The following is a 25,814-nucleotide window of genomic DNA, read 5'->3' as shown; positions in this document are numbered from 1 at the left end:
TGAATCGTACCACGAAGGACGCGAAGGACGGCGAAGGGGCGAAGGAGCCGCGAAGGAGCTACCAAGGAGCGCGCGGCTACGGATCAGGTTCGAAGCGCGACAGTGGGGTCGACGCGCGTCGCACGCATAGCTGGGACGAGGGCGGCGGACACGGCGACGATCGCGAGCGTCAGCGCAACCGCGGCGAAGGTCGGCGGATCCGACGGCGCGACGCCGAACAGCAGCTTCTGCATCAGCCGGGTCAGAAGCCAAGCGCCGGCCGCGCCGCACCCGATGCCCGCCGCGGCGAGCGTCATGGCCTGGCCGACGACCATCCGTACGACGACGCCGCGCGCCGCGCCGAGCGCGATCCGGATTCCGATCTCCTGCGTCCGCTGCGCCACCGTGTAGCTGATGACGGCGTAGATGCCGACCGCCGCGAGCACCATCGCCAGCAGGGCGAAGGCCACCAGCAGCAGCATGGTCAGACGACGTTCGGCCGTCGAGATCGACACGACCTCGTCCATCGTGCGGACGTCCGACACCGGCACGTTGGCGTCGAGCGCGTGGACGGCGGCCACGAGCTCCGGCGCGAGACGGCGCGCATCCGCCGCTGCCCTGACCGTGACGGTCGTGTACGGATACGCGAAACGCGCTGGGGGAAGGTAGCTCGCAGGCTTCGGCTCGGCCTCGAGGCTGGTCGATCGCACGTCGCCGACGACTCCGATGATTTCGTCGGGGCCGGGATCGTTCCATGAGAGCACGATCTGTTTCCCGACCGGATCAGTCCCGGCGAAGTACTTGCCGGCGAGCGCCGTGCTGACCACGATCCGGCGCGTACCGGGCGCGGTGTCGCGGCCGTCGAACAGGCGGCCGCGCAGGAGCGGGATGCCCATGGTCTTGAAGTAGTCATGCGTGACGACCTTGACCTCGGCGCCCGGCTCGGCGCCGGGCGTTGGCGCGGGCCGGCCGACGATCGAGAAGCTGGTTGCCGCGCTGAGTCCGTTCAGCGGGAGAAAGCTGACGCCGCCCGACGATTGCACCCCCGGCACGGCGTCGAGGCGCTCGAACAGTCGATCGAAGAACGCGACCATCTGCGCCGGCTCTCGGTAGGCTGCCGAGGGCAGCGAGACTTTCATGGTGATCGTGCGCGCCGCCTCGAAGCCGGCGTCGACGTGCACCAGCGTCCAGAAGCTCCGCGCCAGAAGTCCCGCGCCGACGAGCAGGACCAGCGCCAGCGCGATTTCGACCACCACGAACGCCTGCCGGGCGCGGCCGCGTCCGGCGGTGCCGGTTCGTCCGCCGTCCTTGAGCACCGCGGTCAGCGACACACCGGCGGCCGCAACCGCCGGAACGCAGCCGAAGAAGAGCGCGCTCGCGATTGCGACGGCCAGGGCGAATACGAGCACGCTGCCGTCGAGGCCGGCTTCGTCGAGGCGCGCGATCGGCAGTTTCGCGGCGATGGTCGTGCGGACGAGCACTACGCCTCCCCACGCGAGGAGCACTCCGGCGGCGCCGCCGGCCGCCGACAGCATCAAACTCTCCGTGAGCAGCTGCCGGATCAGGCGCCAGCGATCGGCACCGAGAGCGGCGCGCAGCGCCATTTCCCGCTGGCGCGCCGCCGCGCGCGCAAGCAGCAGGTTGGCGACATTGGCGCAGGCGATCAGCAGCACGAAGGCAACCGCCCCGAACATGACGAGTAGTGCCGGCCGGATGTCGCCGGTCAACTGATCGGTCAGCGGTACGACGAGCGCCGTCCAGGCGCCGTCGAACTGCGGGAACTGTTCCGCGAGCAGGCCGGCGACGCGCGTCATGTCGGTCTGCGCCTGGGTCATCGTCATGTTGTTCTTGAGGCGCGCCACCACCATCAGCCAGCGGCCGCGCGGCGTCCGCGCCGCGTCCGAGAAGCCGGCCGGCACCCACACGTCCACGCTGCGATCGAGAATCGCGAAGCGCGGCGGCATGACGCCGACGATCGTGGTCGGCGTGCCGTCGACGCGAATCGTGCGATTGACGATCCGCGGGTCGGCGCCGAAACGGCGCTTCCAGAGCCGATCGCTGATCAAGATGACGGGTGGCGCGTGCGGCGTGTCTTCGGCGTCGGTGAACACCCGTCCCATGGCGGCGCCGACGCCGAGCATCGGAAAGAGCGTGGCGTTGACGATCTGTTCGGGCACCTCTTCGGGCTGGCTGTCGCCAGTCAGCGCGGCGCGGAAGGTCAGCGACACGACCGACATGTCGGTGAACGTGGTGTTCATCTCGCGCCAGCGCAGGTAATTGCCCGGCGATCCGACGTTCTTGTTGAGATTGCGCGCGGGACTGCGCTCCCAAATGACCGCAAGCCGATCGGGCTGGCGGAACGGGAGCGGCTTCAGGAGGACGGTGTAGACGAGACTGAAGATCGCGGTGTTGGCACCGATGCCGAGCGCGAGCGCGACGATCGCCATGGCGGTGAAGCCGGGGGCCCTGGCGAAGGTACGCAGCGCGAATCGGAGATCACCCACCGATCGCTCCGAGCGCCCAGGCCGCCTGCTTGCGGACGCCGGCGTCGGCGTCCTTCAGCGCGCGCGTCAGGCCGCTCACCGCGCGGCGGTCGCCCAGCGCGCCGAGCGCCCAGGCCGCCTGCTTGCGGACACCGGCGACGCCGTCGCCGAGCGCCGCGACCAGACCGTCGACGGCGCGCCGGTCGCCGATCGCGCCGAGCGCCCAGGCCACCTGCTCGCGCACGCCGGCGTCGGTGTCCTTGAGCGCGTCGAGCAGCGGCGGCACCGCTTCCGAATCCTTCACGGCGCCGAGACCCCACGCGGCGTTCTTCCGCGCGATCCAGGCCGGTCCGCCGAGCGCCGTGCGCAGGAGCGGCTTCGCGGGCTCGCCGATGGCGACGAGCGCCGATGCCGCCTGCTCGCCAGGTGTCGTCGGTTCCTGCGCGCCGCGGAAGCGCCAGGTGCGTTCACCGCAGACGGCAGCATCGACAGGGGATCCATCGGCGAGCATCGCCGCCAGACGTGGCGCCAACGGCGCGGCCTCACTGCCGAGTTCGCGCAGCTCGCACGCCGCGTGCGTGCGAACCGCGGGATCGGCCGACGCAAGGCCCGCGGCCGCTGCGGTGACGTCGTGCTGCGCGGCGAAGGCAACGAACGAGAGCGCGACGAGCGACGCCTTCATCACCGCACCACCATGCGGACGGCGGCCGGACGCGGATGCGGATGGGGGTGCGGATGCGGGCCGCCGTCGCCGCCGATCTCGGCGATCGCGGACGCGGCGGCGCGGCGGACGCCGGCGTCCTCGTCCTTCAGCGCCTGCGTCAGCGCATCGAGTGCCTTGGCGTCGCCGATCTCGCCGAGCGCGGAGATGGCACGCTTGCGAACGTCCACCACCTTGTCCTTGACGGCGGCGACGAGCGCGTCAGTCGCGGCGGTGTCGCCGATTTCACCGAGCGCCGCGGCGACCGCCGCGCGGATCTGCGGATCGGCGTCGCTCAGCGCACCGGCGAGTGCGGGTACGGCGCGGCGGCTGTTCATCTGGGCGAGCGCGCGCGCGGCCTCCCTGCGGACGCCGGCGTCGCTGTCCTTGAGCGCGCCGATCAGCGCGTCGACGGCGGCTTCGGTCCCCGACTGCTGCGCGCCGACCAAGACGCCGCGCTGCGCCGACGAGCGCCACTCGAGCGACGGGTGGAGCAGGATGGCTGTGGCGCCGATGAAGATTGCGCTCGATTTGAGGAGCGTGCGGACGAACACGGCGAGTGGGCTCATGGACGGGAACTCCCTCTTCATGCTAGAAAAACAGCACTTCGATACGCACCCCGTATGCGCGATCGCGGAAGGCGATCGCCGCGGCGGAGCGTCAGTTAGTAGCGGATTTGCCCGAGCGCGAACGCGGCCTGCTTGCGGACGTCGGCATTGCCGTCCTTCAGCGCAGCGGTCAGGCCGTCGATGGCGCGCGGGTCGCGGAGCTGGCCAAGCGCGAAGGCGGCCTGCGCGCGCACGTCAGCGTTGCCGTCCTTCAGTGCGATGACCAGCGGTTCAATGGCGCGCGGGTCGCGAAGCTGGCCGATCGCGAAGGCGGCCTGCTCGCGGACGTCGGCGTTGTCGTCTTTCAGCGCCGAGATGAATGCTTCGGTCGCCCGCTTGTCCCGCAATTGACCGAGCGCGAAGATCGCCTGCTGGCGGACGTCGGCGTTCGTGTCGTGCAGCACGCCCATCAGCGGCTCGACGGCGCGCGGGTCGCGGAGCTGGCCGAGCCCGAACACCGCCTGCTGGCGGACGTCCGGGTTTGTGTCCTTGAGCGCGGCGACGAGCGGATCGAAGATGCGCGGGTCGCGCAGCTGCACGAGTGCGTGCATCGCCGTTTCGCGGACCTCTTTGTCGCTGTCCTTCAGCGCCTCGGTCAGCGCCGCGACGGCGCGGGGATCCATCTTCGCCCTGGGCCCTTCGGGCGCCGCGAGGGGGGTCGGGGTCGGTGTGGGGGTCGGGGTCGGCATGGGAGTCGGCGTTGGGGTCTGCAGGGTAAACGGCTCTTCCTGCGAGACGCCCCCAGGGATCCCGCCCGTGATACCGCCGAGCACTCCGGCCGTGACGCCTTCGGTGAGGCCTTGGATCACACCCTCGACCACGCCGGCCGTGCCTTCGACGGTGTGATGGACGGACTGCTCGACGGTTCCCTGTACGCGTCCCTCGAGCGTGCCTTGTACGCGGTCCTGAATCACCGCCTGGCTCGCCTGCTCGTCCCGGGCCGACGCGCGCGCCTTTACAGCCGCCTCGCCTGGATCTGATTCGACCGGACGTGCGGCTTCAGCCCGGGCGGTGCCGGCAGACGCGGTTTGGATCGCCGCCGGCGCCTCGGCCCACGGCTGCACCGAGGCGGTCGAGAGAATGAGGACGGCGAAGAGCGCGGCGGCCGCGGCCGTCCGCGCCCGGCTCAGGCCGCGCCGCGGCAGCTTCGGATCGAGGATCGCGATCAGGCGTCCCTCGAGCTGCGAGCGGTGCGCCATCGCGAGGCTCGCGCCTCCGAAGACGGCAGGGAACCGCTGCGACGGCATGGCGCGGGCAATGTCGAGCAGCTCGTCGGCGTAGTCCGATCCGCGGGTGCCCGCCTCGAGGACCATGTCGTCGCAGGCGCGTTCGCGTTCGCTGCGCAGCCGCCGCGCCGCCATCCAGGCGAGCGGATTGAACCAGTACGCGGCGCAGACGATCTGCGCGACGAGATGCATGAGGCAGTCACGGCGCTTCACGTGCGCCAGCTCGTGCAGCAGCACCACGCGCAGCCGATGCTCAGGCCACGCGTCGGCGTCGGCGGGCATCAGCACTGCACCGCGGAAGACGCCCCACGCCATCGGCATCGCCGCCGTCGCGCTCTGGACGAAGCGGACGCGCCTCAGGCCGAGATCCGACGCCAGCGCCCGCGCCAGCGGCAGCCACGGACCGGTCGCGTTCCCGCGCGTACGGTGCGACATCAGCCACACTGCTGCGAGCCCCAGCAGCATCCGCGCGATCACGATCGCCGCGCCGGCGGCCCAGATCAGCAGCAGGATCGTGCCGGTCGAAAGCGCCAGGACCGCCACGCGTGGCGCCGGTACCGCGCGAACGGGAAGTGCGGCCGCACCCGGTGCGGCCAGCGTCCGATCCGTCGAATCGCTCGTACGGCTGGGTGCGCCCGTGACTGCCGCTGAAATCGGACGCGACACGGCCGTTTGGACGAAGCCCGACGGCACCGTCACGATCGGCAGTTCCCAGCGCGGCAGCGCCAGCGAGCATGCCGGCACGAGCAGGGCGCTGACGAGCCCGAACGCCCATACGAGATGCCGGGCCGCCGCCGACGAACGGCGGAGCACGGCGGCGGCGACCCCGGTCGACGCAAGGATTACCGTCGCGCGGGCGACGGCTTCGAACAGCAGCGGCAACGAGAGGACCGGCATGGCGTTACACTCCGCTCCGGCGCGCCGTGTCGATGAGGCGCGCGAGTCGATCGAGTTCAGCAGACGACAACCGCGACGAGTTCTCGTCGAGCAGCGCCGAGATCGCTTGTTCGGCCGACCCGTCGAAGAACGTCTTCAGCATGTGGTGCATCGCCGACCGCTTCGCGTTGTCGCGCGCGAGCGTCGGCAGGTACACGTACCGCGGACCATCCTGCTGATGGCGGACGTGCCCCTTGTCTTCGAGGATGCGCAGCAGCGCGCGAACCGCCGAATAGCTGGGCGGTTCCGGCAGGCCGGCCTGGACGTCCGCGGCGGTGGCGTGGCCACGCTCATAAAGGATGTCGAGAATCTGCCGCTCGCGGCGGCTCAGATCGCGGTGCTGGGCGGTTGACATACGTAGGCTTAGACGGGACCTGCCGGCAAAAGGTGCTGAGAAAATAGCACACGGCTAAAAACTTAGCAATTCACCGGCCAGAAGTCAGCTTCGCACATGTTTTGGGGCCCCAGGCCGCCTGGCTCGGATGTCCAGACCGAACAGGCGGCACAGGCTTCGCGGTGATCGAGTCCGCGCGCCGCGCCGAGCTTCTCTAGCCGCCGCCTCGTCCCGAGGCCGGCGCCGCCGGCTTCGAGGTCGCGAGCGCCACGAGCGCTTCGCGGCAGTCCCGCGCCTTCGTGGAATCAATCGAGAGCCGTCCGCCGGACACCGAGAAGAACCCGGCGTCTGGGTGCAGCGCATAGTGCAGCGCTGCCAGATCGTGCAATGCGACGACGTCGCCTTCGGCCGCCGACACCGCGTCGGCAATGGGGTTGGCGTCGCTCCAGGTGAAGGCGGTCGCCAGCTGCGTCTTCGGAAGCTTCAGCGCCTCCCCGATCTCGCGTCCGCAGGTAACCGGCGGCGCCGGCAGTGCGGCGGTCAACGACTTCAACGCCGCCGGGTCGCGTTCGAGATCGCCGGCGTCCACGAGGACCACCCGTTTCACGCGTTCTCTATATCGCGCCACCGTTCCGGTCAGCGCGAGCGAGCGTGCCAGCCAGGCCGCCGGCGCGCTCAGCACGACGACCGCTTCAACGCTGAGCGTGACGGCGTTGCGCAGGAGCGCGTCCGGCGCGCTGCTGTCGCTGATCGACTGCAGCGTTCGTGGATACTGCAGCTGTCCGTCGGCGCGGGTCCGCTTCACCGCGCGTTCGACGAGCGGCGGGTTCGCCGGGGTCGACGTTTCCGCGGCGAATCCTATCGGCAGCGCGTTGTTGCTGTTGGACCGCCCCGGCCCGAGATAGAAGCGCGCGACCAGGTCGCAGAAGATCGCGGCGTCGAACCCGGATCCGTTGACCGACACGGCGTTGACGCGCGCCTCGCGGCGGCTGACTGAGACGTGGAGCGCGGCAAGCGCCAGCGCGGCATCGGCGCGCGACATCGACGTGTCGTAGATGACCCCGATCGGCGCGGGACCGCTCTTGGCGTCCTGCTGCGAAGTCAACTCAGCGAGATCCCGCCCAGCCGTCCTGTCGAATCGCCGATGTGATCCGGATCCACCCCGACCCGGTGCAGCATCGTCAGGAAGAGGTTGGTGACGGGCGTTTCGCGCTGATAGATGATGTGCCGCCCGGGCGAGACGAACCCGCCGCCGCGGCCGGCGACGAGCGTCGGCAGCTGATCGTGCGTGTGCACGTTGCCGTCGGAGAGACCGCTGCCGTAGACGATCATCGATCGATCGAGGAGATTCGAGTCCGCTTCCGGCGTCTGCTTCAGCTTCAGCAGGAATTCGGCGAAGAGGGCCGCGTGCAGCTCGTTGATCTGGCGGACCTTCGCCAGCATCTCCATGTTGCCTTGGTGGTGGGTGAGCGGATGATGGCCGTCGTTCACGCCGATCTCCGGATAGGCGCGAACCGATCCCTCGCGCCCGACGATCATCGTCGAGATGCGCGTGATGTCGGCCTTGAAGGCCAGCACCATCATGTCGGTCATCAGCCTGAAGTAGTCGGGAAACTCGACCGGGATCCCGAAGGGCTTCGCCATGCCGGGCTCGACGAGCGCGCCGTCCGCGGCGGCGCGATCGACCTGCTGCTCGATCTCGCGGACCGACGTCAGGTACTCGTCCAGTTTGCGGCGATCGGCGCCGCCCAGCGTCGATTTCAGGCGAGACGTGCTGCCGGTGACTTCATCGAGGATGCTCTGGCGCATCGCCAGACGCCTGGCGCGCGCCGCGGCGGGCTCGTCGGCGTCGGCGCCGAACAGGCGTTCGAAGAGCCCGCGCGGATCCGAGATCGGCGGCAACGGCTGCGTCTCCGTCCGCCAGGCGAGGTTATACGTGTAGGCGCAGGAATAGCCGCTGTCGCAGTTACCGGCCTGACGCGCTTCCTCGAGTCCGACCTCGAGCGACGGCAGCCGCGTCTCCCGGCCGATCGCATCGGAGGCGATCTGATCGGCCGAGATCCCGAGCTTCAGATCTGCCCCCGCGGTCTTGTAGACCTGCGCGCCCGTCATATACGAACCGAGCGCGCGGCCGTGATCGCCGGGGCCGTCCTGCAGCGGGCGGCCCCAGTGCGTCGTCAGGTTGGAGAGGACGAGGAGCTCGTCCTTGACCGCGTTCATCGGCGCGAGAATGCCTTCGAGCGTGCCGAGCGCCCCCTCGGTCGGCGGCGTCCAATGACGCATGTCGATGCCATTCGGCACGTAGAACCAGGCCAGGCGGACGGGCGCTTCGGCGGCGCGCGCGAACGCCGGCACCATCGCGTCGAGCAGCGGCAGCGCGAGCGTCGTGCCGATGCCCTTGAGCACCATCCGGCGCGACAGCGACTTTCCCGTCACGATCATTGGCCCTTTGCCTCCTGTGGCGAGTTGCCGCGCCGCTCCTGGAACGGCACGCTCGCTACGATCGCCTGAATCAGCGACTGGATACGATACCCGCCGGCGGACGTGGTGGCGACGACATCCCGGACCACGAGCCGGTCGTACGGCTCGACGCCGCGGCCCAGCGCATAGGTCAGCATACGCTCAGCGAGGCTCCGCGTGAACTGCGGCATGCGGCTCCGCAGCTGCGCCTTGAGTTCGGCTGGGGTCGCGAACACCTTGCCGCCGGGGAACTTACCTGTTGCGTCGATGGGGAACGACCCGTCTTTCGTCCGCCAGCGGCCAACCGCATCGTAGTTTTCGAGGCCGAAGCCGAGTGGGTCCATCTTGCTGTGGCAGCTCGCGCACAGCGGATCGTCGCGGTGCGCCTCGAGTTGCGCGCGGTGGGAGACCGCCACCCCGATTGGCTTCTCGTCGAGAGGCGGCACGTCGACCGGTGGCGGCGGCGGCGGCGCGTTGAGGACGGTCTCGAGCAGGTATTTGCCGCGCAGCACGACCGACGTCCGGGTCGGATAGCTCGAGACCGTCAGCACGCTCGCCTGCGTGAACACCCCGCTCCGTTCGCCGCCGTGCAGCTCGACGCGCTGAAAATCCGGCCCGGCCACGCCGCCGATCCCGTAGAGGCGGGCCAGCCGCTCGTTCAGGAACGTGAAGTTGCCGTCGATGAAATCGGCGATCGAGCGGTTCTCGCGGACGACGGCGTCGAAGAACAACCCGGTTTCCGTCTTCATCGCGTCGCGCAGCTCGGCGTTCCACTCGGGGAACTTCATCTGGTCTCGCGTGACGCCGTCGAGCGTCCGCGTCCCCAGCCACTGCGACGCGAAGTTGTCGGCGAGCGCCGACGCCTTGGCGTCCGCGAGCATGCGCGTCACCTGCGCCCGCAGGGTGGACGGTTCGTGCAGCCGGCTGGCCGACGCGAGTTGCAGCAGCTCGTCGTCGGGCATCGAACTCCAGAGGAAATAGCTCAGGCGCGACGCCAGCTCGACGTCGCTGACGCGCGCGATGGCGCCGGCCGGCGGATCCCGTTCGACACGGAACAGGAAGTTGGGCGAGACGAGCATCGTCGCAATCGCAAATTGCAGCCCCTCGGCCGGCTGGTAGCCGCGCGCGATCGCCTTGGCGTAGACGCGATCGAGCGGCGCAAGGTCGGCCGGCCTAACCGTCCGCCGGTAGGCGTGGCGCGCCAGCCTCTCGATGATGCGGTGCACGCAGGCGGTCCCGGACGCGGGATCGCAGACGAGCGCCTTCTTCGTGACGGCGTGTGGCCCCTCCGGCCTGAACGGACCGGCGACCTCGATGAATTCGGGGAAGACGTTCTTGGCGACGTCGCCGCGTGAGGCCGGCGGGATCGACGCCAGCGTCACGTCGTCGACGAACGCGGCGCGGAACGTGTGCTCGTTGGAGGGAAGAAAGAGACGGGCTTCGTACAGCGCCCGCTGTGTCGCGCCCCCCTGCTTGTTGACGCCGCTGAGCCGCACCGGAACCGTGACCGTCCGTACCGGTGCGCCGTCGACGGAGATCGCCATCGTGACGGCGGGGTCGTCGTCGCCGCGGTGCCCGCTCACGCCGACCCGAATCGTATAGTCGGCGTCGTACTCGACGATGTCGCGCAGCTCGATCGTGCCGTCGGCGACCTTGCGGACGTGCGAGCGGCGGGTGAAGACGCCGGGCGAGGGCAGCCGTCCGCCGCCGACGGCGCGCGCCGCGATCGTCTCGGCCGCCGTGAGATAGCGCTGCATCAACGCCGGCGAGACCGTCAGCACGTCGCCGATGTTGTCGAACCCGTAGCCGGAATCGTCCGGCGGGAACTCGTCGGTCGCGCGGAAATCGACGCCGAGCAGATCGCGGATCGTGTTGGCGTACTCGACCCTGGTGAGACGGTGCGCCGGCACGTGGCCGGGATCCGGTTTCAGTTCGCGATCGGCCCGCGCCAACGCCGATTCGAGGTACGACACCATCGCGGCGCGCTCGTGTGCCGAGAGGGGATCTTCGTCAACCGGCGGCATGTCGCCGCTCTTCACCTTGTCGACGATCGCATCCCACGTGTCGCGCTTCGTCGCGAGGGTGGCCGGATCGAGAAAGGCCGTGAAGTTCAGCCCGGCGTTCGCCTTCCTCTCGTTGTGGCAGCGTGTGCAGACTTCGTCGAGGATCGGGCGGACATCACCGTTGAAGCTCGGCGCAGCAGGTGCCTGCCGCGCCCTCCCGGTCGACGTGGCCGCGCCGAGGACGAGCGCAACCGTCAGGAGCGCGGCGCCGGCCTTCCCTATTGTCACAGTTTGACCACCTCGAACGCCCGTCGCGGCAGCACCAGCTCGAACGTCGTGCGGCCCTCTGTCGAGTGGACCGCGATCCGTCCGTGATGCGCCAGCACCACCTGCTGCACGATATAGAGACCCAGGCCGAGACCGTCGCCGCGACCGAGCCGGCGCTCGCCGCCCCGGAACGGGTCGAAGACGTGCGGCAGCACGTCGGGCGGAATTATCCCACCGTTGGCCACCACCAGCGTCGCCCGGTCGGCCGATCCCTGCAGCCGCACCTCGATCGGCGACGCGCCGTCGCCATGGCGGAGCGCGTTGCCGATCAGATTCGAGGCGACCTGCGCGAGCCGGTCGGTGTCCCAGTCGCCGCTGACGTCCCCCTCGATGGATACCTCGATGCAGCGGCCTGGCGCGTTCTCCTGGTGTTCGTGGACGACGCGGTGCATGAGCGCGGCGAGGTCGGCGGGCTGCCGGTTCAGCGGAATGCCGCCGGCCAGCCGCGCCCGGGCCAGATCGAGCATGTCGTCGATCATCCGTCCCATGCGGTGCGCGCTCGAGATCATCTTGGCGGCGGTCGCCTGCACCGCCGGCTCTTCGCTGCGGCGCTGCAGTATCTGCGCCCCCGTCGCGATCGCGTTCAGCGGATCGCGCAGATCGTGGCCGAGCACTGCGGTGAACATCTCGTTCAGGCGCAGGGTCTCGGTCCGTTCGCGCAGCTCCTGCGCCATCTGCCGGTTCTGGCGGTGCAGCTGGAAGAAGACCTCGGCCTTGTGCCGGAGGATCCGCGCATCGATCGGCTTGTACAGGAAGTCGACCGCGCCGCTGTCGTAGCCCTTGAAGATGCGCACCTGGTCGTGCACGCCGGCGGTGACGAAGATGATCGGCACGGCGCGGGTGCGTTGGCTGCCCCGCATCAGCTCCGCCAGCTCGAAGCCGTCCATGTCGGGCATGTGCACGTCGAGCAGCGCCAAAGCGACGTCGTGTGACAGCAGGAGATCGAGCGCTTCCGCGCCCGACCGCGCCTCCAGCACCTCGACGCCGTCGCCGCGCAACACGGTCGACAGCGCCAGCAGGTTCTCCGGGCGATCGTCGACGATCAGGCACGTCACCATGGCGAACGCCCTCACTGCGGCACCGCCGCGGAGATGAGCCGGGCGATGCCGCCGAGCGGCAGCACGAAGTCGGCGGGCGTGCGTCGCAGCGCGGCCTCGACCATCAGCGGTACCTGCGCATCGAGCGGATCCTGGACGATCGTGACCCCGCCGGCACGGTGCACGGTCTGGAGCCCTGCAGAGCCGTCCTCGTTGCCGCCGGTGAGCAGCACAGCGGCCATCCGGTCGCCGTACGCCTCGGCGGCCGATTCGAACAGCACGTCGATCGACGGCCGCGAATACAGCACCGGCTCATCGGCCGACATGGCCAGTGACCCGCCATCGATCAGCATGTGGTAGTCCGGCGGTGCAAAATAAATCGTCCCGGGAGCAATCGCCATCTTATCGTCGGCTTCGAGCACCGGCCGCCGGCACTTCGCCGAGAAAATGGCGGCGAGCAGGCTTGGCCCTTCCCGTGGCAGATGCTGCACGACGAACACGGGCACGCGGAGGCCCTTCCCCAAAGCTGGGAGCACGACCGACAAGGCTTCGATGCCCCCCGCGGACGTCCCGATCACAATGGCCTCCACCTGGCTGAGCCGTTCCTGTGGCGTCATGGGCCGACCCGTTGATACATCCGTTCGGGGCGCGAGACCTCGGTGAAGTCGCGGGCAAAGCGCGACAGGCGCAGGGATTCCCGGCTGCCGATCCCGAGATACCCTTTCCGGCACAACGAATCGCGGAACAGCCCGATGGCTCGATCCTGGAGATCGCGGTCGAAATAGATGAGCACGTTCCGGCACGACACCAGGTGCACTTCCGCGAAGACGCTGTCCGTCGCCAGGCTGTGGTCCGAGAACACGACGTTTCCCCGAAGCGCGCGATCGAATACCGCCCGCCCGTAGGCGGCGGTGTAGTACTGCGACAGCGACGTCGCGGCCCCGGAACGGCGGTGGTTCTGCGTGAACCCGGGTATCCGATCGGCCTCGTAGACGCCCGCTTCCGCCTTCTGCAGCACGCGCGGGTTGATGTCGGTGGCGTAGATGATCGTGCGGGCCAGCAATCCCTCTTCCTGCAGCAGAATCGCCAGCGAATACACCTCTTCGCCGCTGCTGCAGCCCGCCACCCACACCTTCAGCGACGGGTAGGTGCGCAGGACGGGCGCGACCTCGAGGCGAAGCATCCGGAAGTACTCCGGATCGCGGAACATCTCGCTGACGGTCACGGTCAGGAAGTCGAGCAGCACCGGCAGCGTGGCCGGGTCGTGGAGGATCCGGTCCTGCAGCTGCGAGAGCGTCGCGCAGTCGAAATGCGACAGCGCGGCGCGCAGCCGCCGCTTGAGCGAGGCCGGGGCGTAGCCGCGGAAGTCGTAGTGGTATTTCAGGTAGATGGCGTCGACGAGCAGCGCCATCTCGATGTCGCCGTCCCGTTCGCCGGCCGGCTTCACGACGGCATCCAGACGCGGACGAGCGACAGCAGCCGTTCGACGTCGAGCGGCTTGGCGATGTAGTCGTTGGCGCCGGCCGCGAGGCACCGCTCCTGGTCGTCGCGCATCGCCTTGGCGGTGAGCGCGATGATCGGCAGCTTCTTCCACTCCGGCCGCCGCCGGATCTCGCGCATCGCGGTCAGGCCGTCCATCTCGGGCATCATGATGTCCATCAGCACGAGATCGATCGCCTGGCCGTCGGCCGACTGGCTGCGGTCGAGCGCCTCGAGTGCTTCTCGGCCGTTGCGCGCGATGACCAGCCGGGCTCCCTTCGGCTCGAGCACGCTCGACAGGGCGAAGATGTTGCGCGCGTCGTCCTCGACCACGAGAATGCGGCGGCCGTCGAGCGTCGCGTCGCGGTCGCGCGCCGCCTGCAGCATCCGCTGCCGCTCGACCGGCAGCGATGCCTCGACCTGGTGCAGGAACAGCGTCACTTCGTCGAGCAGGCGTTCCGGCGATCGCGCGTCCTTGATGATGATCGACTTCGAGAAGCGTCGCAGCCGCTGCTCCTCGTCGCGCGACAGCGAGTGCCCGGTGTAGACGATGACCGGCGGGAACGAGACGTCCTCCTGAGCCGCCATCCGCTCGAGCAGATCGTACCCGCTGACGTCGGGCAGGTTCAGATCCATGACCATGCAGTCGAACGTCGTCGTCCGCAGCTCGTCGAGCGCCGCCGCCGCCGTTTCGACGGTGGTGATCTGGACGTTCCCGTTCGACAACAGCTGGCGGATGCTCTCGCGCTGCCGGGCATCGTCTTCCACCACCAGCACGCGGCGCACGCTCTGCGACGCCTTGTTCTCGAGGCGACGGAAGGCTTCGACGAGGTCGTCGCGCTTGACCGGCTTCAGCGCGTAGCCGATCGCGCCGCGCTCGAGCGCCTCTTTCGAGAAGTCGGCGACCGACGCGACGTGTACCGGGATATGCCGCGTCGCCGGGTTTCGCTTCAACTGGTCCAGGACACCGAGACCGGAGTGATCGGGGAGGTTGATGTCGAGCACGATGGCATCCGGCCGGTAGCTGCCGGCGGCGGCGAGGCCGTCGTTGGCCGAATGGGTGACGACACACTGGAACCCCATCTCGTGCGACAGATCGCGCAGGATCGCCGCAAAGCGCGTGTCGTCTTCGACCACCAGGATCCGCCGCGCGCCCGGCTCCAGGCGATCCCGATCGTCCTCGATGGCGGCGGCGACCGGCCGCGGCGGCGCGGACACGCGTTCGGAGAACGCCGGCGCGGCGGCGACGTGCGGCAGCGGTTTCGTCGGTGGCGCGAGAGGCCGCGGCGCATAGGCCATCGGCAGCGTGAGCGTGAAAGCGCTCCCGACGCCTGCGGTGCTCTCGAGGGTGATGTCGCCGCCCAGCAGCCGCGCCAGGTCCCGCGAAATCGACAAGCCGAGGCCGGTGCCGCCGTACTTGCGATGCGTGCTGCCGTCCGCCTGGCGGAAGGCCTCGAAGATGAAGTCCTGCTGATCCGGCGCGATCCCGATGCCGGTGTCCCGCACCGTGAACGACACGCCGGTGCTGCCCGACGGCCCAACCTGGAGACGCACCTCGCCGCGCTCGGTGAACTTCAGCGCATTCGAGAGGAGATTGCGCAAAATCTGTCCCAGCCGCTGCGAATCGGTTTCGATCCGGTCCGGCGTGCCCGGCTCGATGACCGTCGAGAAGCCGAGTCTCTTCTCCTGCGCGATCGGCTGGAGCCCCTTGACCAGCGCGTCGGTCGCCGCCGCGATCGAGACGGGAGCGGGTGACACGTCGACCTTGCCCGCCTCGATCTTCGACAGATCGAGGATGTCGTTGATGAGCGCGAGCAGATCGTTGCCCGCCGACGAGATCGTCTGCGCGAAGCGGACCTGTTCGTCGGTGAGATTGCCGGTCTTGTTGTCGGCCAGCACCTTGGCGAGGATCAGCGACGAGTTGAGCGGCGTCCGCAGCTCGTGGCTCATGTTGGCCAGGAACTCGCTCTTGTAGCGGTTCGAACGCTCGAGCTCCCCAGCCTTGTCCGCGAGAATGGTCTGCGACGCCGTCAGTTCGTCCTTCTGGCGCTCCAGCGCTTCCGACTGCTCCTCGAGGTGCGTGTTGATCTGCTCCAGCTCCGCCTGCTGCGTCTCGAGTCTGGCCTGCGATTCCTTCAACGCGAGCGCCTGTTCCTCGAGCTCCTCGTTGTTGACCCGAAGTTCCTCCTGCTGCGCCTGCAGCTCCTCGGCCTGGCGCTGCGTCTCCTGGAGCAGCTCCTCGAGGCGCGTGCGGTCGCGCGCCGAGCGAACGGCGATGCCGAGCGACTGGGATGCGCGCTCGAGCAGCTCGCGCTCCGCTGCCGGAACCGGCCGCAGGAATCCGAGCTCCACGACCGCCTGGACGACGCCGTCGGCCGTCGCCGGCGCGATCACCAGCTCGCGCGACGCCCCCCGGCCGACGCTCGATTCAATCGGCAGGTAACCCTCCGGCACGTCGGTTACGTGCAGCAGCCTGTTCTCGCGCGCGGCCTGGCCGACGAGCCCTTCGCCATCACGGAGCGTGTCAGCCGCCATCGACGCGGGCAGCGCGTATCCCCCGACGCGCTGCAGCCGCCCGGGCGTGTCGACCACATACACAGACCCGACTTGCGCGTTCGTCCACGCCGTCAGGAAGGACAGGACGCGTTCGCCGAGCGTGGTGAGCGTCTGCTCGCCCTGCAGCTTCACGCCGAGCGCCGCCTGGCCGGCGCCGACCCAGGCATCGGCCTGACGCCGCTGGTAGTCGCGCGAGGTCGTCATGGCGGCGGCGACGATCAGCACGAGCAACAGCGCAGAGCCGCCCCAGGCGACGCGCACCGTTGTGTCGCGTGCGGAGTCCCAATCCGCCTGTCGGTCGGCGACCCGCTGGCGCTCGTCGGTCGCGACCTCGCCGAGCGCCTGGCGCAGCCCGTCCATCGTGTTCCTGCCGCTGTCGGTCATGACCAGCGCCCGCGCCTCGTCGTTTCGGCCGGCCTGACGAAGCGCAATCGTCTCGGCCAGCTCCGTCATCTTTTCGTCGGCCAGCTCGCGCACCCGGCCGAGCCGCTGTCGTTCGACCTCTGCGTCCTGGGCGCCGTTGTTCAGCGCTTCGAGCTGCGGGCCGATCGCTGCCTTCGCCGCGGTGTACGGACCGAGGTAGCGCTCCTCGCCGGTCAACAGGTAGCCGCGCTGGCCGGTCTCGGCGTCCTTCATCGTCGACAGGAAGTCGTCGAGCCGCTGCAGCATCGTCATCGACCGCGTCACGCTGCGGCCGGCCGTCATTTGAACCGTCGCCGCCCGATAAGTGACGAGCGCGATGGCGGCGAGGGCGATCAGCGCGACTACGAAGCCCGCGAGCGTACTTGGAGGCAATAGCCCGGTTGGCCGCGTCGTGCTGTCCGGGCGCGGCGTCATGATTTCCCGGGGGCCTGTTTCCCGGCCACGTACGCGGCGACGTCCCTGGCGGCCTTGGTCTCGACGCCCGGCTTCTGCAGGAACCCGAGATCGCGGAACCAGTCGACGAACCGTTCGTGCCACGTGCCGAACGGCTCGCCGTTGCGGTCCTTCATGCCGTTGGCGTGCACGCCGTTGCCGTAGATGTGCATCTCGAGGTTGGGCACGCGCGCCGAGAGGAAGGCACGGAAATAGTCGTCGGCCCAGATTGCGTGCTGCGCGTCGCCCGAGCCGGCGCAGGCGATGAACGTGGGTGGGGCGTCGGCGGGAACCGGAGTTTTGGCGTCGCGGGTGAACGGCGACGGGCCCGGGTAGACGAGCCCGACGAAATCGGGCCGCGCATCCGCGCGCTCGTAGCGGATCGCAGCGGCCGCGGCCAGCTCCGCGCCCGCCGAGAAGCCGACGATGCCAATCTTCCTGGGGTCGACCCCGAACTCGGCTGCGTGCTCGCGCGCCACGCGAATGGCCTGCTGCGCGTCACGCACGGCGTCCACGTCGACCTCGTAGCCGTCCTTGCGCAGCCGGTTGCGCAGGATCGCGGTGTTGACGCCGTAGTTGTAGAAGAAGTGGACGAAGTCGGCCCCTTCGGTGCCGACGTTGAGCGTGTTGTGGCCGCCGCCGGGCACGAGGATGACGAGCGCGCCGGTGTTGATGCCCTTGTCGACGGGATGAATTTCGATCGATGGATTGTGGATGTTGACGATGCTCTGGATCCGCCCAGGCACCGACGCCTGCATCGTGTCGACCTCGGGTTCGGCCAGCCGATCCTTTTTCAGGAACGGCGAGTCGGCCCGGTAGAGCGGGATGACCACGCCGCCGGCGACGATTGGCCGCGGCGCGAAAGGCCCACCGCCAGCCGGCGCGGGCGCGCCTTGCCCCGCCGCCAGCTGCAACGCCAGGACCAGAAAGGCGGCGAAGCGCAGCGTCATAGGCAAGCCAGTATGGATGACCGGACAGTCGGACCGCAACCGCGTCCGGCCCGCGGTAGCTCGAGCGGCGGCGGGCCGCCTTGTCATCGAATGCAGCGGTCCTTACAGTGAAGCGCATGGGTGAACGACGCGAACGCGTGGTCGTGCACGACAGGATGCAGCAGGGGTATGTCTACTTCCGGACCGAGCCGATGGGGCGCAACTTTCATCCGCTGTTCCGGCCGGATCTGACGCCGAAGCAGATGCTGCGGCTCGGCGTGTTCGGCGGCAAGTACATGACCGACTGTCGCGGCGAGTTTCCCGCGAGCTGGTTCGCCGGCGCGAAGCTCAGCCCTCGCCGCTACGATTCAGCGTTGAACCTCTTCGGGGTGAAAGCGTCGCAGTCGCTGGCCGAATGGCGTCGCCAGGGATGGATCAGGCCGCAGGACCCACGGGGATGGTTCCAGTGGTACTGCCGCTACTACAGCGGGCGTCGTTCGTCGGACGACCCGCGGCAGATTCGCCGCTGGCGCGCCATCGCCAGGCACGTCGCAGCGATCCGGCGCCACTGCGAACCTGGCGACCGGCTGTGCCGGCGCAGGCAGCGCCAGGCGGTGCTGCACTGGGCTTACGACAGCCGGGTAGTGTAGCGCCGCGCGGCGATGGCCGCGGCCGGCCTGCCGGGCAGGCTCCTCACGCCCGAACGACGACTTCGAGATACTCGGCGGGGATGACCAGGCCTCGTCCCGCTCCCTCGTCCGCCTGCCGCAGCAGCGCGATCACCTCGCGCTCCAGCGCCATCTGCCCTGCCGCGTCGAGCGCATCGAACGCCTTGTGCATCGGGCCATAGAAGGCTCGAAACACGTCGACGAAGTGCTCGGCCGAGGCGTAACGGAACGCAAACTGCCGCGGCGTGGAGGCGATCGTTTGGCCGCGTTCGAAGAGGGATTCGAGGTAGTCAGCATTCCCCCACAAGAGCGGCGATGCAACGCCGGGGATCGGCGGCACGTGCACTGCGACGGTGCGGAACAGCCTGCCGACGAAACCCCCTGGCGTCCAGCACGCGAGCCCGATGCGGCCGCCGGGCCGGCAGACGCGGAGCAGCTCTCGGGCGCCGCGGCGATGATCGGGCGCGAACATCACCCCGAACGTCGAGAGCACCACGTCGAAGTCGCCGCCGGCGAAAGGCAGTGCCTCGGCATCGGCCGTCTCGAACAGCACGTCGAGCCCTTCCGCGGCGGCGCGCCGGCGGCCATGATCGAGCAGCTCCGGCAGGTAGTCGGTCGAGACCACGCGCGCGAACCGGCGCGCCGCCGCCAGCGTGGCGTTGCCATTGCCGGCGGCGACGTCGAGCACGCGTTCACCACTGCGGATGTCGACCGCCTCGCAGAGCGTCTCGCCGACGATCTGGAGCGTCGTGCCGACGACCGCGAAGTCGCCCGACGCCCACATCGCCCGCTGCCGCGCCTTCACGGCGGCGAAGTCGACGGGATACCGAGCCGGATCGCAGACGAGGACGGTGGTCGCTGGCGTCATCGCCGCACCGCCGCTCGGATGCCGGCCAGGTGGTGATAGCTGTGCCGCACCGCGTGGTCCTCGAGCACGAACTGGCAGGTCAGCGCCGCGTCGTCGTAGAGCGAGACCGCGGCCGCGCGATCGAGATCCTCGTCGGTGAGGGCGCGGATGGCGTCCGCCGCCGCCGCGCTGTTGCGCAGCAGCAGGTCGATCGCCTGGCCCTTCGTGACCGCGGCGTGGGCGTCGGCGTGCGCGGCGTTCATCGCGTCGACGTCCTTGCCCGTCACGCCGGTCACCGGGTCACCCGATGCCACGGTTTTGGCCAGCTGGATTTCCAGCGGGTAGACGCTCGCCACGTGATGGACCACGACGCCGCAGCTACGGCCGTCGTGCGGAAGCGGCGTGTGCCACTCGTTGTCGCACAGCGTGCTGGCGAGCGACGCCAGCGCGCGCGCTCCCTGTTCCAGGCGGTCGGCCAGCAGGCCGGCGCGCACGCTCGCCGCTGCCGGACGAGAGACCATACCGGCCGGGACATTGGAAACGGTTGTCGTCATACACTTGTCCTTTCGGGTTGGGGCGCCTCAGTGCGCCGCCGTCTTCTCTAACCTACGGACGGCATCGGTTCCGAGGCATGTGCGAGCGTCCGGATTACCACGCCTTTCGTCCGACACAGGTGCGGACCACGCCGATCGTCCGGCGCGGCTGCCCGTGCGTCCGGAGGCGCCGGTGAGCGTCCGGAGCGACGTCCTGTCGGACGTGCTGCGCGCGGTGCGGCTGACCGGCGCGGTGTTCTTCGATTTCGAGCTCAGTTCGCCGTGGGTCGCGGAAGCGCCCCCCGCCCACGAGATCGCCGGGTCGGTGATGCCGGGCGCGCACCGGGTCATCGAGTACCACCTGATCGCGCGCGGCAACTGCTGGGGCCATGCGGTCGGCGCCGACCCGATAGCGTTGCGGGAGGGGGACCTGATCGTGTTTCCGCAGGGAGACGGGCACGTGCTGTCGAGCGCGCCCGGCATGCGTTCGGTGCCGGATCACTCGATGTTCGTGCGCCGTTCGTCGCCGCTGCCGCTGGTCTATGAGATGGGCGGCGGCGGCAGCGATCGGGCCCGCGTGGTCTGCGGGTTCCTCGGATGCGACGACCGCCCCTACAATCCGCTGCTCGGCGCGTTGCCGCGGATGATTCACCTGTCGGCGCGCGGTCCGCGTGCGATCACCGGCTGGTTGAGCACGCTCGTCAACATCGCCGTCGCCGAGTCCGGCGCGGGCCGGCCGGGCGGCGAGAACGTGCTCGCGCGGCTGTCCGAGCTCATGTTCGTCGAGGTCGTCCGGCAGTATCTCGAGGCGCTGCCGGAGGCCGAGACCGGCTGGCTCGCCGGGCTCCGCGACGCCGCGGTCGGTCAGGCGCTGGCGGCGATGCACGCCGAGCCGGCGGCAGACTGGTCGGTGGAGGGGCTGGCGCGTGCCGGCGGGTTGTCGCGCTCGGTCTTTGCCGAGCGCTTCACCGACATGGTCGGGCAGCCGCCGATGCAGTATCTGGCGCTCTGGCGCGCGCAGCTCGCGTCGCGGCTGCTCGCCGAGGGTGGCCAGGTCGCCGCCGTCGCCGCCGCGGTCGGCTACGAATCGGAAGCGGCGTTCAGCCGCGCCTTCAAGAAATTCGTCGGGCGTTCACCGGCGGCCTGGCGCCGCGAGGCCGCAGAGCGCCCGGCCGCGCCGACTCGTGCGATGATCGGCCAAGCGAGGTGAACGTGGCACAGGCGCATTCCCACGACCATGCCGGCCATCATCATCACTCCCACGAACACGGCCACGACCATTCGCACGCCGTCAAGGCCGACGCCGACGCCCGTTATCTCACCATCGCGTTCGTACTGATCGTCGCCTTCATGGCGTTCGAGGTCGTCGCCGGCATCGTCGCGCACTCGCTGGCGCTGTTGTCCGACGCGGCGCACATGCTGACCGACGCCGGCGCGCTGGCGCTCTCGCTGGTCGTGCTCCGCTACGTGCAGCAGCCCGGCGGCGAGAGCTTGACCTATGGCCGTCGGCGCGCGGAGGTCCTGAGCGGGCAGGCGAACAGCGCCGTGCTGCTGGTGCTCGGCGTGATCGTCATCTACGAGTCAGTCGAGCGGCTGGTGCACCCGCCCGAGGTTCAGGGGCTGGTGGTGACCGTCGTCGCCGGCATCGGCGTCGTGGTGAATCTTGCCGCCGCGTGGGTGCTGGCGAAGGCCAACCGCGAGAGCATGAACGTCGAAGGCAGCTTCCAGCACATCCTCACCGACCTGTATGCGTTCGTCGGGACGCTCATCGCCGGGGTCGTCATCATGACGACCGGGTTCGTCCGCGCCGACGCGATCGCGTCGATGGCCGTCGCGATCCTGATGCTGCGGTCCGGCTACCAGTTGCAGAAAAAGGCGATCCGGGTGCTGCTCGAAGGGGCGCCGGCAGGCCTCACGCCGCGCGACGTCGGGATGACGATGGCGCGCTGCGAGCACGTCAAGGAGGTGCACGACCTGCATCTCTGGGAACTGGCGCCGGGGCACCCGATCCTGACCGCGCACGTGCTGGTTTCGGCGGGCATCGACTGTCACGGCGCGCGCCGCACGCTCGAGCAGATGCTGCGCGACCAATTCCATATCGAACACACGACGCTGCAGGTCGAACACGCGCCGCGCGAGATTCTGACGATGCAGCGGCGGCCGGGTCCCGCCGTTTAGTACCCGCACTCCGTCCAGCTACCGCTGGATCGACGCGCGCTGCTGCAGATCCTTCAAGAGCCGCTCGAGATCCGCGACGCGCTTCTTCAATTCGTCGATCTCGCCGACCTTTCGCTTCAGGTCGTCGTTCTCGGCCTTGAGCTCCTTCACCGCCTGGATGGTCAGAAGCGGGAGCGCCGAGTAGTCGACGGCCTTGTAGCCGTCGTCGTGCGTGACGACGAGCTCCGGCAGCACCTGTTCGACCTCCTGGGCGATCAGACCGTAGGCCTGGCTGTCGCCGAAATGATGCTCGGGGAACTCGTCGGCGCGCCAGTAGAAGTGAACTGGCTGCAGCGCGGTGAGCCGATCGAGTGTGCGGGCGAACGGCGTGACGCCCTTCTTGTAGCGGCGGTCGGACGCGCAGACGCCGACCAGACCTGACCCGGCGAAGTTCATGACGCATCCGTTGGTACCGCTGGTGCCGACGCGAATGTCGCCGAATACCTGCAGCTTGTCCGTCGCGGTCGGATTGCCACCCGGGATCGCCCAGTCGCCAATGCCGACGTTGCCCGAAGGCAGGATCGCCAGATTGAGGTGCGGAACCGTCGTACCGATCGGCGTGGCGAAAAGCCCGGTCGCTGAGCCCTGCGCCGTGTCGGTGAAGTTCTCCTCGGCGATAACCCCCATGCCGCCGGCGACATCCCCGAATTGCGTGGTGCCATATCCGGTGGCGGCCCAGACCCCGAGCACGTTTCCCGTCTGGGTGGCCGTCGGCGTCGTGGCCGTTCCGTTCGCGAACGCCGCGATGTAGAAGGGGTTGACGTTGCTTCCATTCGTGTAGACGCTGGTCAGGATTCCCGCGTCAGAGCCGGTTCGGCTCACTTCGAGCGGCGCGCCGGGAAACGCCGGGCTGGTGCCAATGCCGACGTTGCCGCTCGGATCTATTGTCATGCTGGGGTTCGACACCGCTGTGCCGACGGCCGTTGTATAGAAATTGAGAAACGATCCCTGCGCGCTGGTCGTGAAGTTCTCTGCCGCGAGAACCGACATGCCGCTGAAGGCGGATCCGAATGACGTCGTCGCGAAGCCGCGGCCGATGAACGTGGTGAGGACGTCTCCGTTCTGGGCTGCGGTCGGCGCGACCGACGTGCCGCGCGCCTTTCGCCCAACGAATGCCGAACCTGTTCCGGTACTTCCAGTAAAACTGCTGGTGACGATGTTCGCGAAGGCCGCGCCCGAGATGGCGTTGCTCACTTCGAGGCTCGCCACCGGCGTGAACGTGCCAATGCCCGCATTGCCGGTCGGTGTCAGCGTCATCCGCACCAGAGGCTGAGTGGTGCCGGTCGGAGTGGTCGTGAAATACACCAGGCTGCCTTGCGCAGCATCCGTCCAGTTCTCGGCCGTCTGGACGAACATGCCGGAGGTCGATCCGCTGAAGCCGGTGGCGCCGAAGCCCTTGCCGCCGATGATCGCGAGTGCATCGCCGTTCTGCGCCGCGGTCGGCGCCAGCAGGGTGCCGCGCGCTTTGCGTCCCACGATCTCCGTCCCGAAGCTGTTCGCGCCATAGGTGGTGCCGTAGATGTTGGCGATGGCGCTGGTCCCGACCAGCCCATTGCTGACGTCGAGCAGCGCGGCCGGCGCCGGCGTGCCGACGCCGATGCTGCCGGTGCTCGTCACGAGGAAGCGCGATGTGGCGCCGATCATGAAATTGATCGAGCCGTCGGTAACGCCGCCCGTCTTGGCGATGTTGTTGATGCGGTACTCGTGCGTGATGTTGTTGAAGCCCTGGAACTGGCTGAGCACGCCGTTGTGGTCGAAGAAGAGCATGCCGGAGTAGGACGTCGCGGTGCTGCCGAGATTCTGGACGGCGAAGCCGGTGAGCCCGCCGTTGGTGTTGGTGTAGCGCACGTGCAGGAAATCGAGCGGCGTGGTCGTGCCGATGCCGACCCGGCCGCCCGTCTCGACGACCGCGGAGTCGCCGACGTCGACGGTGGTGACGTACTTGGCGAGCGTGTTGATGGTGCCCACCTGCACGTCCTTGGCGGTGGCGGTGCTGTCGGCGCCGGAGGTCGCCGCGTCGCCGCTCGCGGCTTTTGGGGAGAGCAGGTAGGCGGACGCGGGATGGCCGCCGAGCGTCTCGGCATCGGCGGCGCGCAGGGCATATGGCACGCTGGTCAGACGTGCCCTGGCGTGTTCGACTTCGTTGACGCCGGCGAACTGCACGCCGAGCCAGCGTTCCTGGCCCTCGGCGAAGAGGGCGAGCGGCAGGCCGTCGGGCTGCGTGGCGCCGAGCTGCACCGCGTAACGCCCGCTGGCATCGAGTGTGACGTCCTGCGTTTCCTGAAAGAGCGCTGTGCCGCCAGTCGGGTCGGTGTAGACCGCCAGCGTGACGACGGCGCTGGCCGGCGCCGGCTGGCCCGACGCCGGTTGATAGGTGCCGGTGACCGTGATGAGACGCGGCACCGACACCGCCGAATTCGCCGGCGACTGTGCCCGCACCTCCGAGTGAGCGGGCGAAGGCACGCCCAAAGCCAGTACACACGTGATGCTGACAGCCGCGACGATGCGCATATCCGCTCCTTCTAAACCGCTGGGGAGCCTTGATGGTGCCTCAAGGACGACTTCGTGGCAACTACCGCGCTCCACCGGTCGGCAGACGGATCTCCTTGACCAATCGCTCGAGTTCTGCCACCCGCCTCGCGAGATCGTCGTTGGCCGTCTTCAACGCGTCGTTCTCGGCCTTGAGCTCCTTGACCGCCTGGATCGTCAGAAGTGGCAGCTTGGAGTAGTCGACGGCCTTGTAACCATCGTCGTGCGTCACGACGAGCTCCGGGAGGACCCGCTCGACGTCCTGCGCGATCAAGCCGTAGGCCTGGCTGTCGCCGAAGTGCTGGTCGGGGAACTCGTCGGCGCGCCAGTAGAAGTGGACCGGCTGCAGAGAGGCGACGCGATCGAGCGTCGGCCCGAACGGCGTGATGCCTTTCTTGTAGCGGCGGTCGGACGCGCAGACGCCGGTCAGCTGCGTGCCGGCGAAGTTCCTCACGCAGCCGTTAGTGCCGCCGTTGCCAACGCGGATGTCGCCGAACACCTGCAGCTTGTCGGCGGCGGTCGGGATTCCGTTCGCGTCGGGCGGCGTACCGATGCTGAGATTGCCGTTTGGCAGAAGGGCCATGTTCAGAAGGCCGTCATTCCCTCCGATCGGCGTGGTGCCGAACACGAGGGCGCTTCCGCTTGCGGTCGTCGTGAAGTTCTCAGCCGCAATCGCGGCGACGGCGGCCGCCTCGTTGAAGTTGGGGGATCCGCCATAGCCATTTAACAGAAATGCTCCAAGGAAATCGCCAACCTGGATCACGGCCGGCGCGGCGGCCGTGCCGCGCGCGGTCTGAGCGACGAAAAAGGCCCCCGAATCCGTTCCGTTGGCATACAGCGTAGACACGACAGCCGCGTTGGTGCCGGTCCTGACCACTTCCAGCGGCGCTTGCGGCGCGAACGTGCCGATGCCGATGTTGCCACTCGGATCGACGGTCATCTTCGTGCTGGGCGTATTCGTCCCGGTGGCCGTCGTGTTGAAAAACAGGCGGGTTCCCTGCGCCGCGTCGGTCCAGTTCTCGGCGGCCTGGACGAACATGCCGCCTCGCGTGCCGCTGAACGTGGTCGCGCCGAAGCCGATGGCCAAAAAGGCCGCGAGCGTATCGCC

Annotated in this window: 20 protein-coding genes; 3 read left to right on the top strand and 17 right to left on the bottom strand. The window is 69.0% G+C overall.

Going from position 1 to position 25,814, the window contains the following annotated elements; translation table 11 throughout:
* Positions 1 to 83: 83 nt before the first annotated feature.
* The 13 genes from VGI12_15515 to VGI12_15455 form a co-directional block, all read right to left on the bottom strand.
* Positions 84 to 2,483: an ABC transporter permease gene (locus VGI12_15515; GenBank protein HEY2434083.1), complete on the bottom strand. Its 2,400-nt coding sequence runs from the start codon at positions 2,481 to 2,483 to the stop codon at positions 84 to 86.
* Entirely contained in the window at positions 2,476 to 3,144 is a 669-nt protein-coding gene (locus VGI12_15510; GenBank protein HEY2434082.1) for a HEAT repeat domain-containing protein, read from the bottom strand. Before VGI12_15510 ends, VGI12_15515 begins: the two co-directional genes overlap by 8 nt.
* Entirely contained in the window at positions 3,144 to 3,731 is a 588-nt protein-coding gene (locus tag VGI12_15505; protein ID HEY2434081.1) for a HEAT repeat domain-containing protein, read from the bottom strand. The genes VGI12_15510 and VGI12_15505 overlap by 1 nt, the downstream gene beginning before the upstream one ends.
* A gap of 95 nt (positions 3,732 to 3,826) precedes the next feature.
* Positions 3,827 to 5,893 carry a M56 family metallopeptidase gene (locus VGI12_15500; protein ID HEY2434080.1) on the bottom strand — a complete coding sequence of 689 codons (2,067 nt, stop codon included), beginning with the start codon at positions 5,891 to 5,893 and terminating at the stop codon, positions 3,827 to 3,829.
* Positions 5,894 to 5,897: 4 nt separating this feature from the next.
* Entirely contained in the window at positions 5,898 to 6,287 is a 390-nt protein-coding gene (locus VGI12_15495; protein HEY2434079.1) for a BlaI/MecI/CopY family transcriptional regulator, read from the bottom strand.
* Between the two features lie 193 nt (positions 6,288 to 6,480).
* Positions 6,481 to 7,371 (bottom strand): hypothetical protein, encoded by an 891-nt coding sequence (locus VGI12_15490; protein ID HEY2434078.1) that lies wholly within the window; start codon positions 7,369 to 7,371, stop codon positions 6,481 to 6,483.
* The gene (locus VGI12_15485) at positions 7,368 to 8,708 is read right to left on the bottom strand and encodes a DUF1552 domain-containing protein (protein ID HEY2434077.1); all 1,341 of its coding nucleotides are present in this window, start codon (positions 8,706 to 8,708) and stop codon (positions 7,368 to 7,370) included. The genes VGI12_15490 and VGI12_15485 overlap by 4 nt, the downstream gene beginning before the upstream one ends.
* A complete protein-coding gene (locus tag VGI12_15480; GenBank protein HEY2434076.1) occupies positions 8,705 to 11,017 on the bottom strand; it encodes a DUF1592 domain-containing protein in 2,313 nt (770 codons plus the stop codon). Before VGI12_15480 ends, VGI12_15485 begins: the two co-directional genes overlap by 4 nt.
* Positions 11,014 to 12,114, bottom strand: a complete 1,101-nt coding sequence (locus VGI12_15475; GenBank protein HEY2434075.1) for a hybrid sensor histidine kinase/response regulator — start codon at positions 12,112 to 12,114, stop codon at positions 11,014 to 11,016. The genes VGI12_15480 and VGI12_15475 overlap by 4 nt, the downstream gene beginning before the upstream one ends.
* 11 nt (positions 12,115 to 12,125) lie before the next feature.
* Entirely contained in the window at positions 12,126 to 12,710 is a 585-nt protein-coding gene (locus VGI12_15470; GenBank protein ID HEY2434074.1) for a chemotaxis protein CheB, read from the bottom strand.
* On the bottom strand, positions 12,707 to 13,540 hold the full coding sequence (locus VGI12_15465; GenBank protein HEY2434073.1) for a protein-glutamate O-methyltransferase CheR: 834 nt from the start codon (positions 13,538 to 13,540) through the stop codon (positions 12,707 to 12,709). Before VGI12_15465 ends, VGI12_15470 begins: the two co-directional genes overlap by 4 nt.
* Positions 13,537 to 16,965, bottom strand: coding sequence for a response regulator (locus VGI12_15460; GenBank protein ID HEY2434072.1), 3,429 nt, complete (start codon positions 16,963 to 16,965; stop codon positions 13,537 to 13,539). The genes VGI12_15465 and VGI12_15460 overlap by 4 nt, the downstream gene beginning before the upstream one ends.
* Positions 16,962 to 17,933: an alpha/beta hydrolase fold domain-containing protein gene (locus tag VGI12_15455; GenBank protein HEY2434071.1), complete on the bottom strand. Its 972-nt coding sequence runs from the start codon at positions 17,931 to 17,933 to the stop codon at positions 16,962 to 16,964. The genes VGI12_15460 and VGI12_15455 overlap by 4 nt, the downstream gene beginning before the upstream one ends.
* Positions 17,934 to 18,049: 116 nt before the next feature.
* Between VGI12_15455 and VGI12_15450 the strand changes: the two genes are divergently transcribed.
* On the top strand, positions 18,050 to 18,562 hold the full coding sequence (locus VGI12_15450) for a hypothetical protein (protein HEY2434070.1): 513 nt from the start codon (positions 18,050 to 18,052) through the stop codon (positions 18,560 to 18,562).
* Between the two features lie 43 nt (positions 18,563 to 18,605).
* Here VGI12_15450 and VGI12_15445 read toward each other — a convergent pair whose 3' ends face one another.
* Complete coding sequence (locus VGI12_15445) at positions 18,606 to 19,448, bottom strand: class I SAM-dependent methyltransferase (GenBank protein HEY2434069.1); 843 nt, start codon at positions 19,446 to 19,448, stop codon at positions 18,606 to 18,608.
* Positions 19,445 to 19,981: a DinB family protein gene (locus VGI12_15440; GenBank protein ID HEY2434068.1), complete on the bottom strand. Its 537-nt coding sequence runs from the start codon at positions 19,979 to 19,981 to the stop codon at positions 19,445 to 19,447. The genes VGI12_15445 and VGI12_15440 overlap by 4 nt, the downstream gene beginning before the upstream one ends.
* A 172-nt stretch (positions 19,982 to 20,153) precedes the next feature.
* Here VGI12_15440 and VGI12_15435 point away from each other — a divergent pair, with 172 nt between their 5' ends.
* Positions 20,154 to 21,170: an AraC family transcriptional regulator gene (locus VGI12_15435; protein HEY2434067.1), complete on the top strand. Its 1,017-nt coding sequence runs from the start codon at positions 20,154 to 20,156 to the stop codon at positions 21,168 to 21,170.
* A 2-nt stretch (positions 21,171 to 21,172) separates the two neighbouring features.
* Positions 21,173 to 22,138, top strand: coding sequence for a cation diffusion facilitator family transporter (locus tag VGI12_15430; protein ID HEY2434066.1), 966 nt, complete (start codon positions 21,173 to 21,175; stop codon positions 22,136 to 22,138).
* Between the two features lie 18 nt (positions 22,139 to 22,156).
* Here the strand turns inward: VGI12_15430 and VGI12_15425 are convergent, their stop codons facing one another.
* On the bottom strand, positions 22,157 to 24,580 hold the full coding sequence (locus VGI12_15425; protein ID HEY2434065.1) for a tail fiber domain-containing protein: 2,424 nt from the start codon (positions 24,578 to 24,580) through the stop codon (positions 22,157 to 22,159).
* A 169-nt stretch (positions 24,581 to 24,749) separates the two neighbouring features.
* Positions 24,750 to 25,814: tail fiber domain-containing protein (locus VGI12_15420; GenBank protein HEY2434064.1), on the bottom strand; the 1,065-nt coding region annotated here is incomplete at its 5' end.

The sequence above is a fragment of the Vicinamibacterales bacterium genome (assembly GCA_036496585.1).
Lineage (GTDB): Bacteria > Acidobacteriota > Vicinamibacteria > Vicinamibacterales > 2-12-FULL-66-21 > JAICSD01.
Note: the sequence above shows the minus strand (reverse complement) of the source record. Positions and strands in the feature narration are given on the sequence as shown.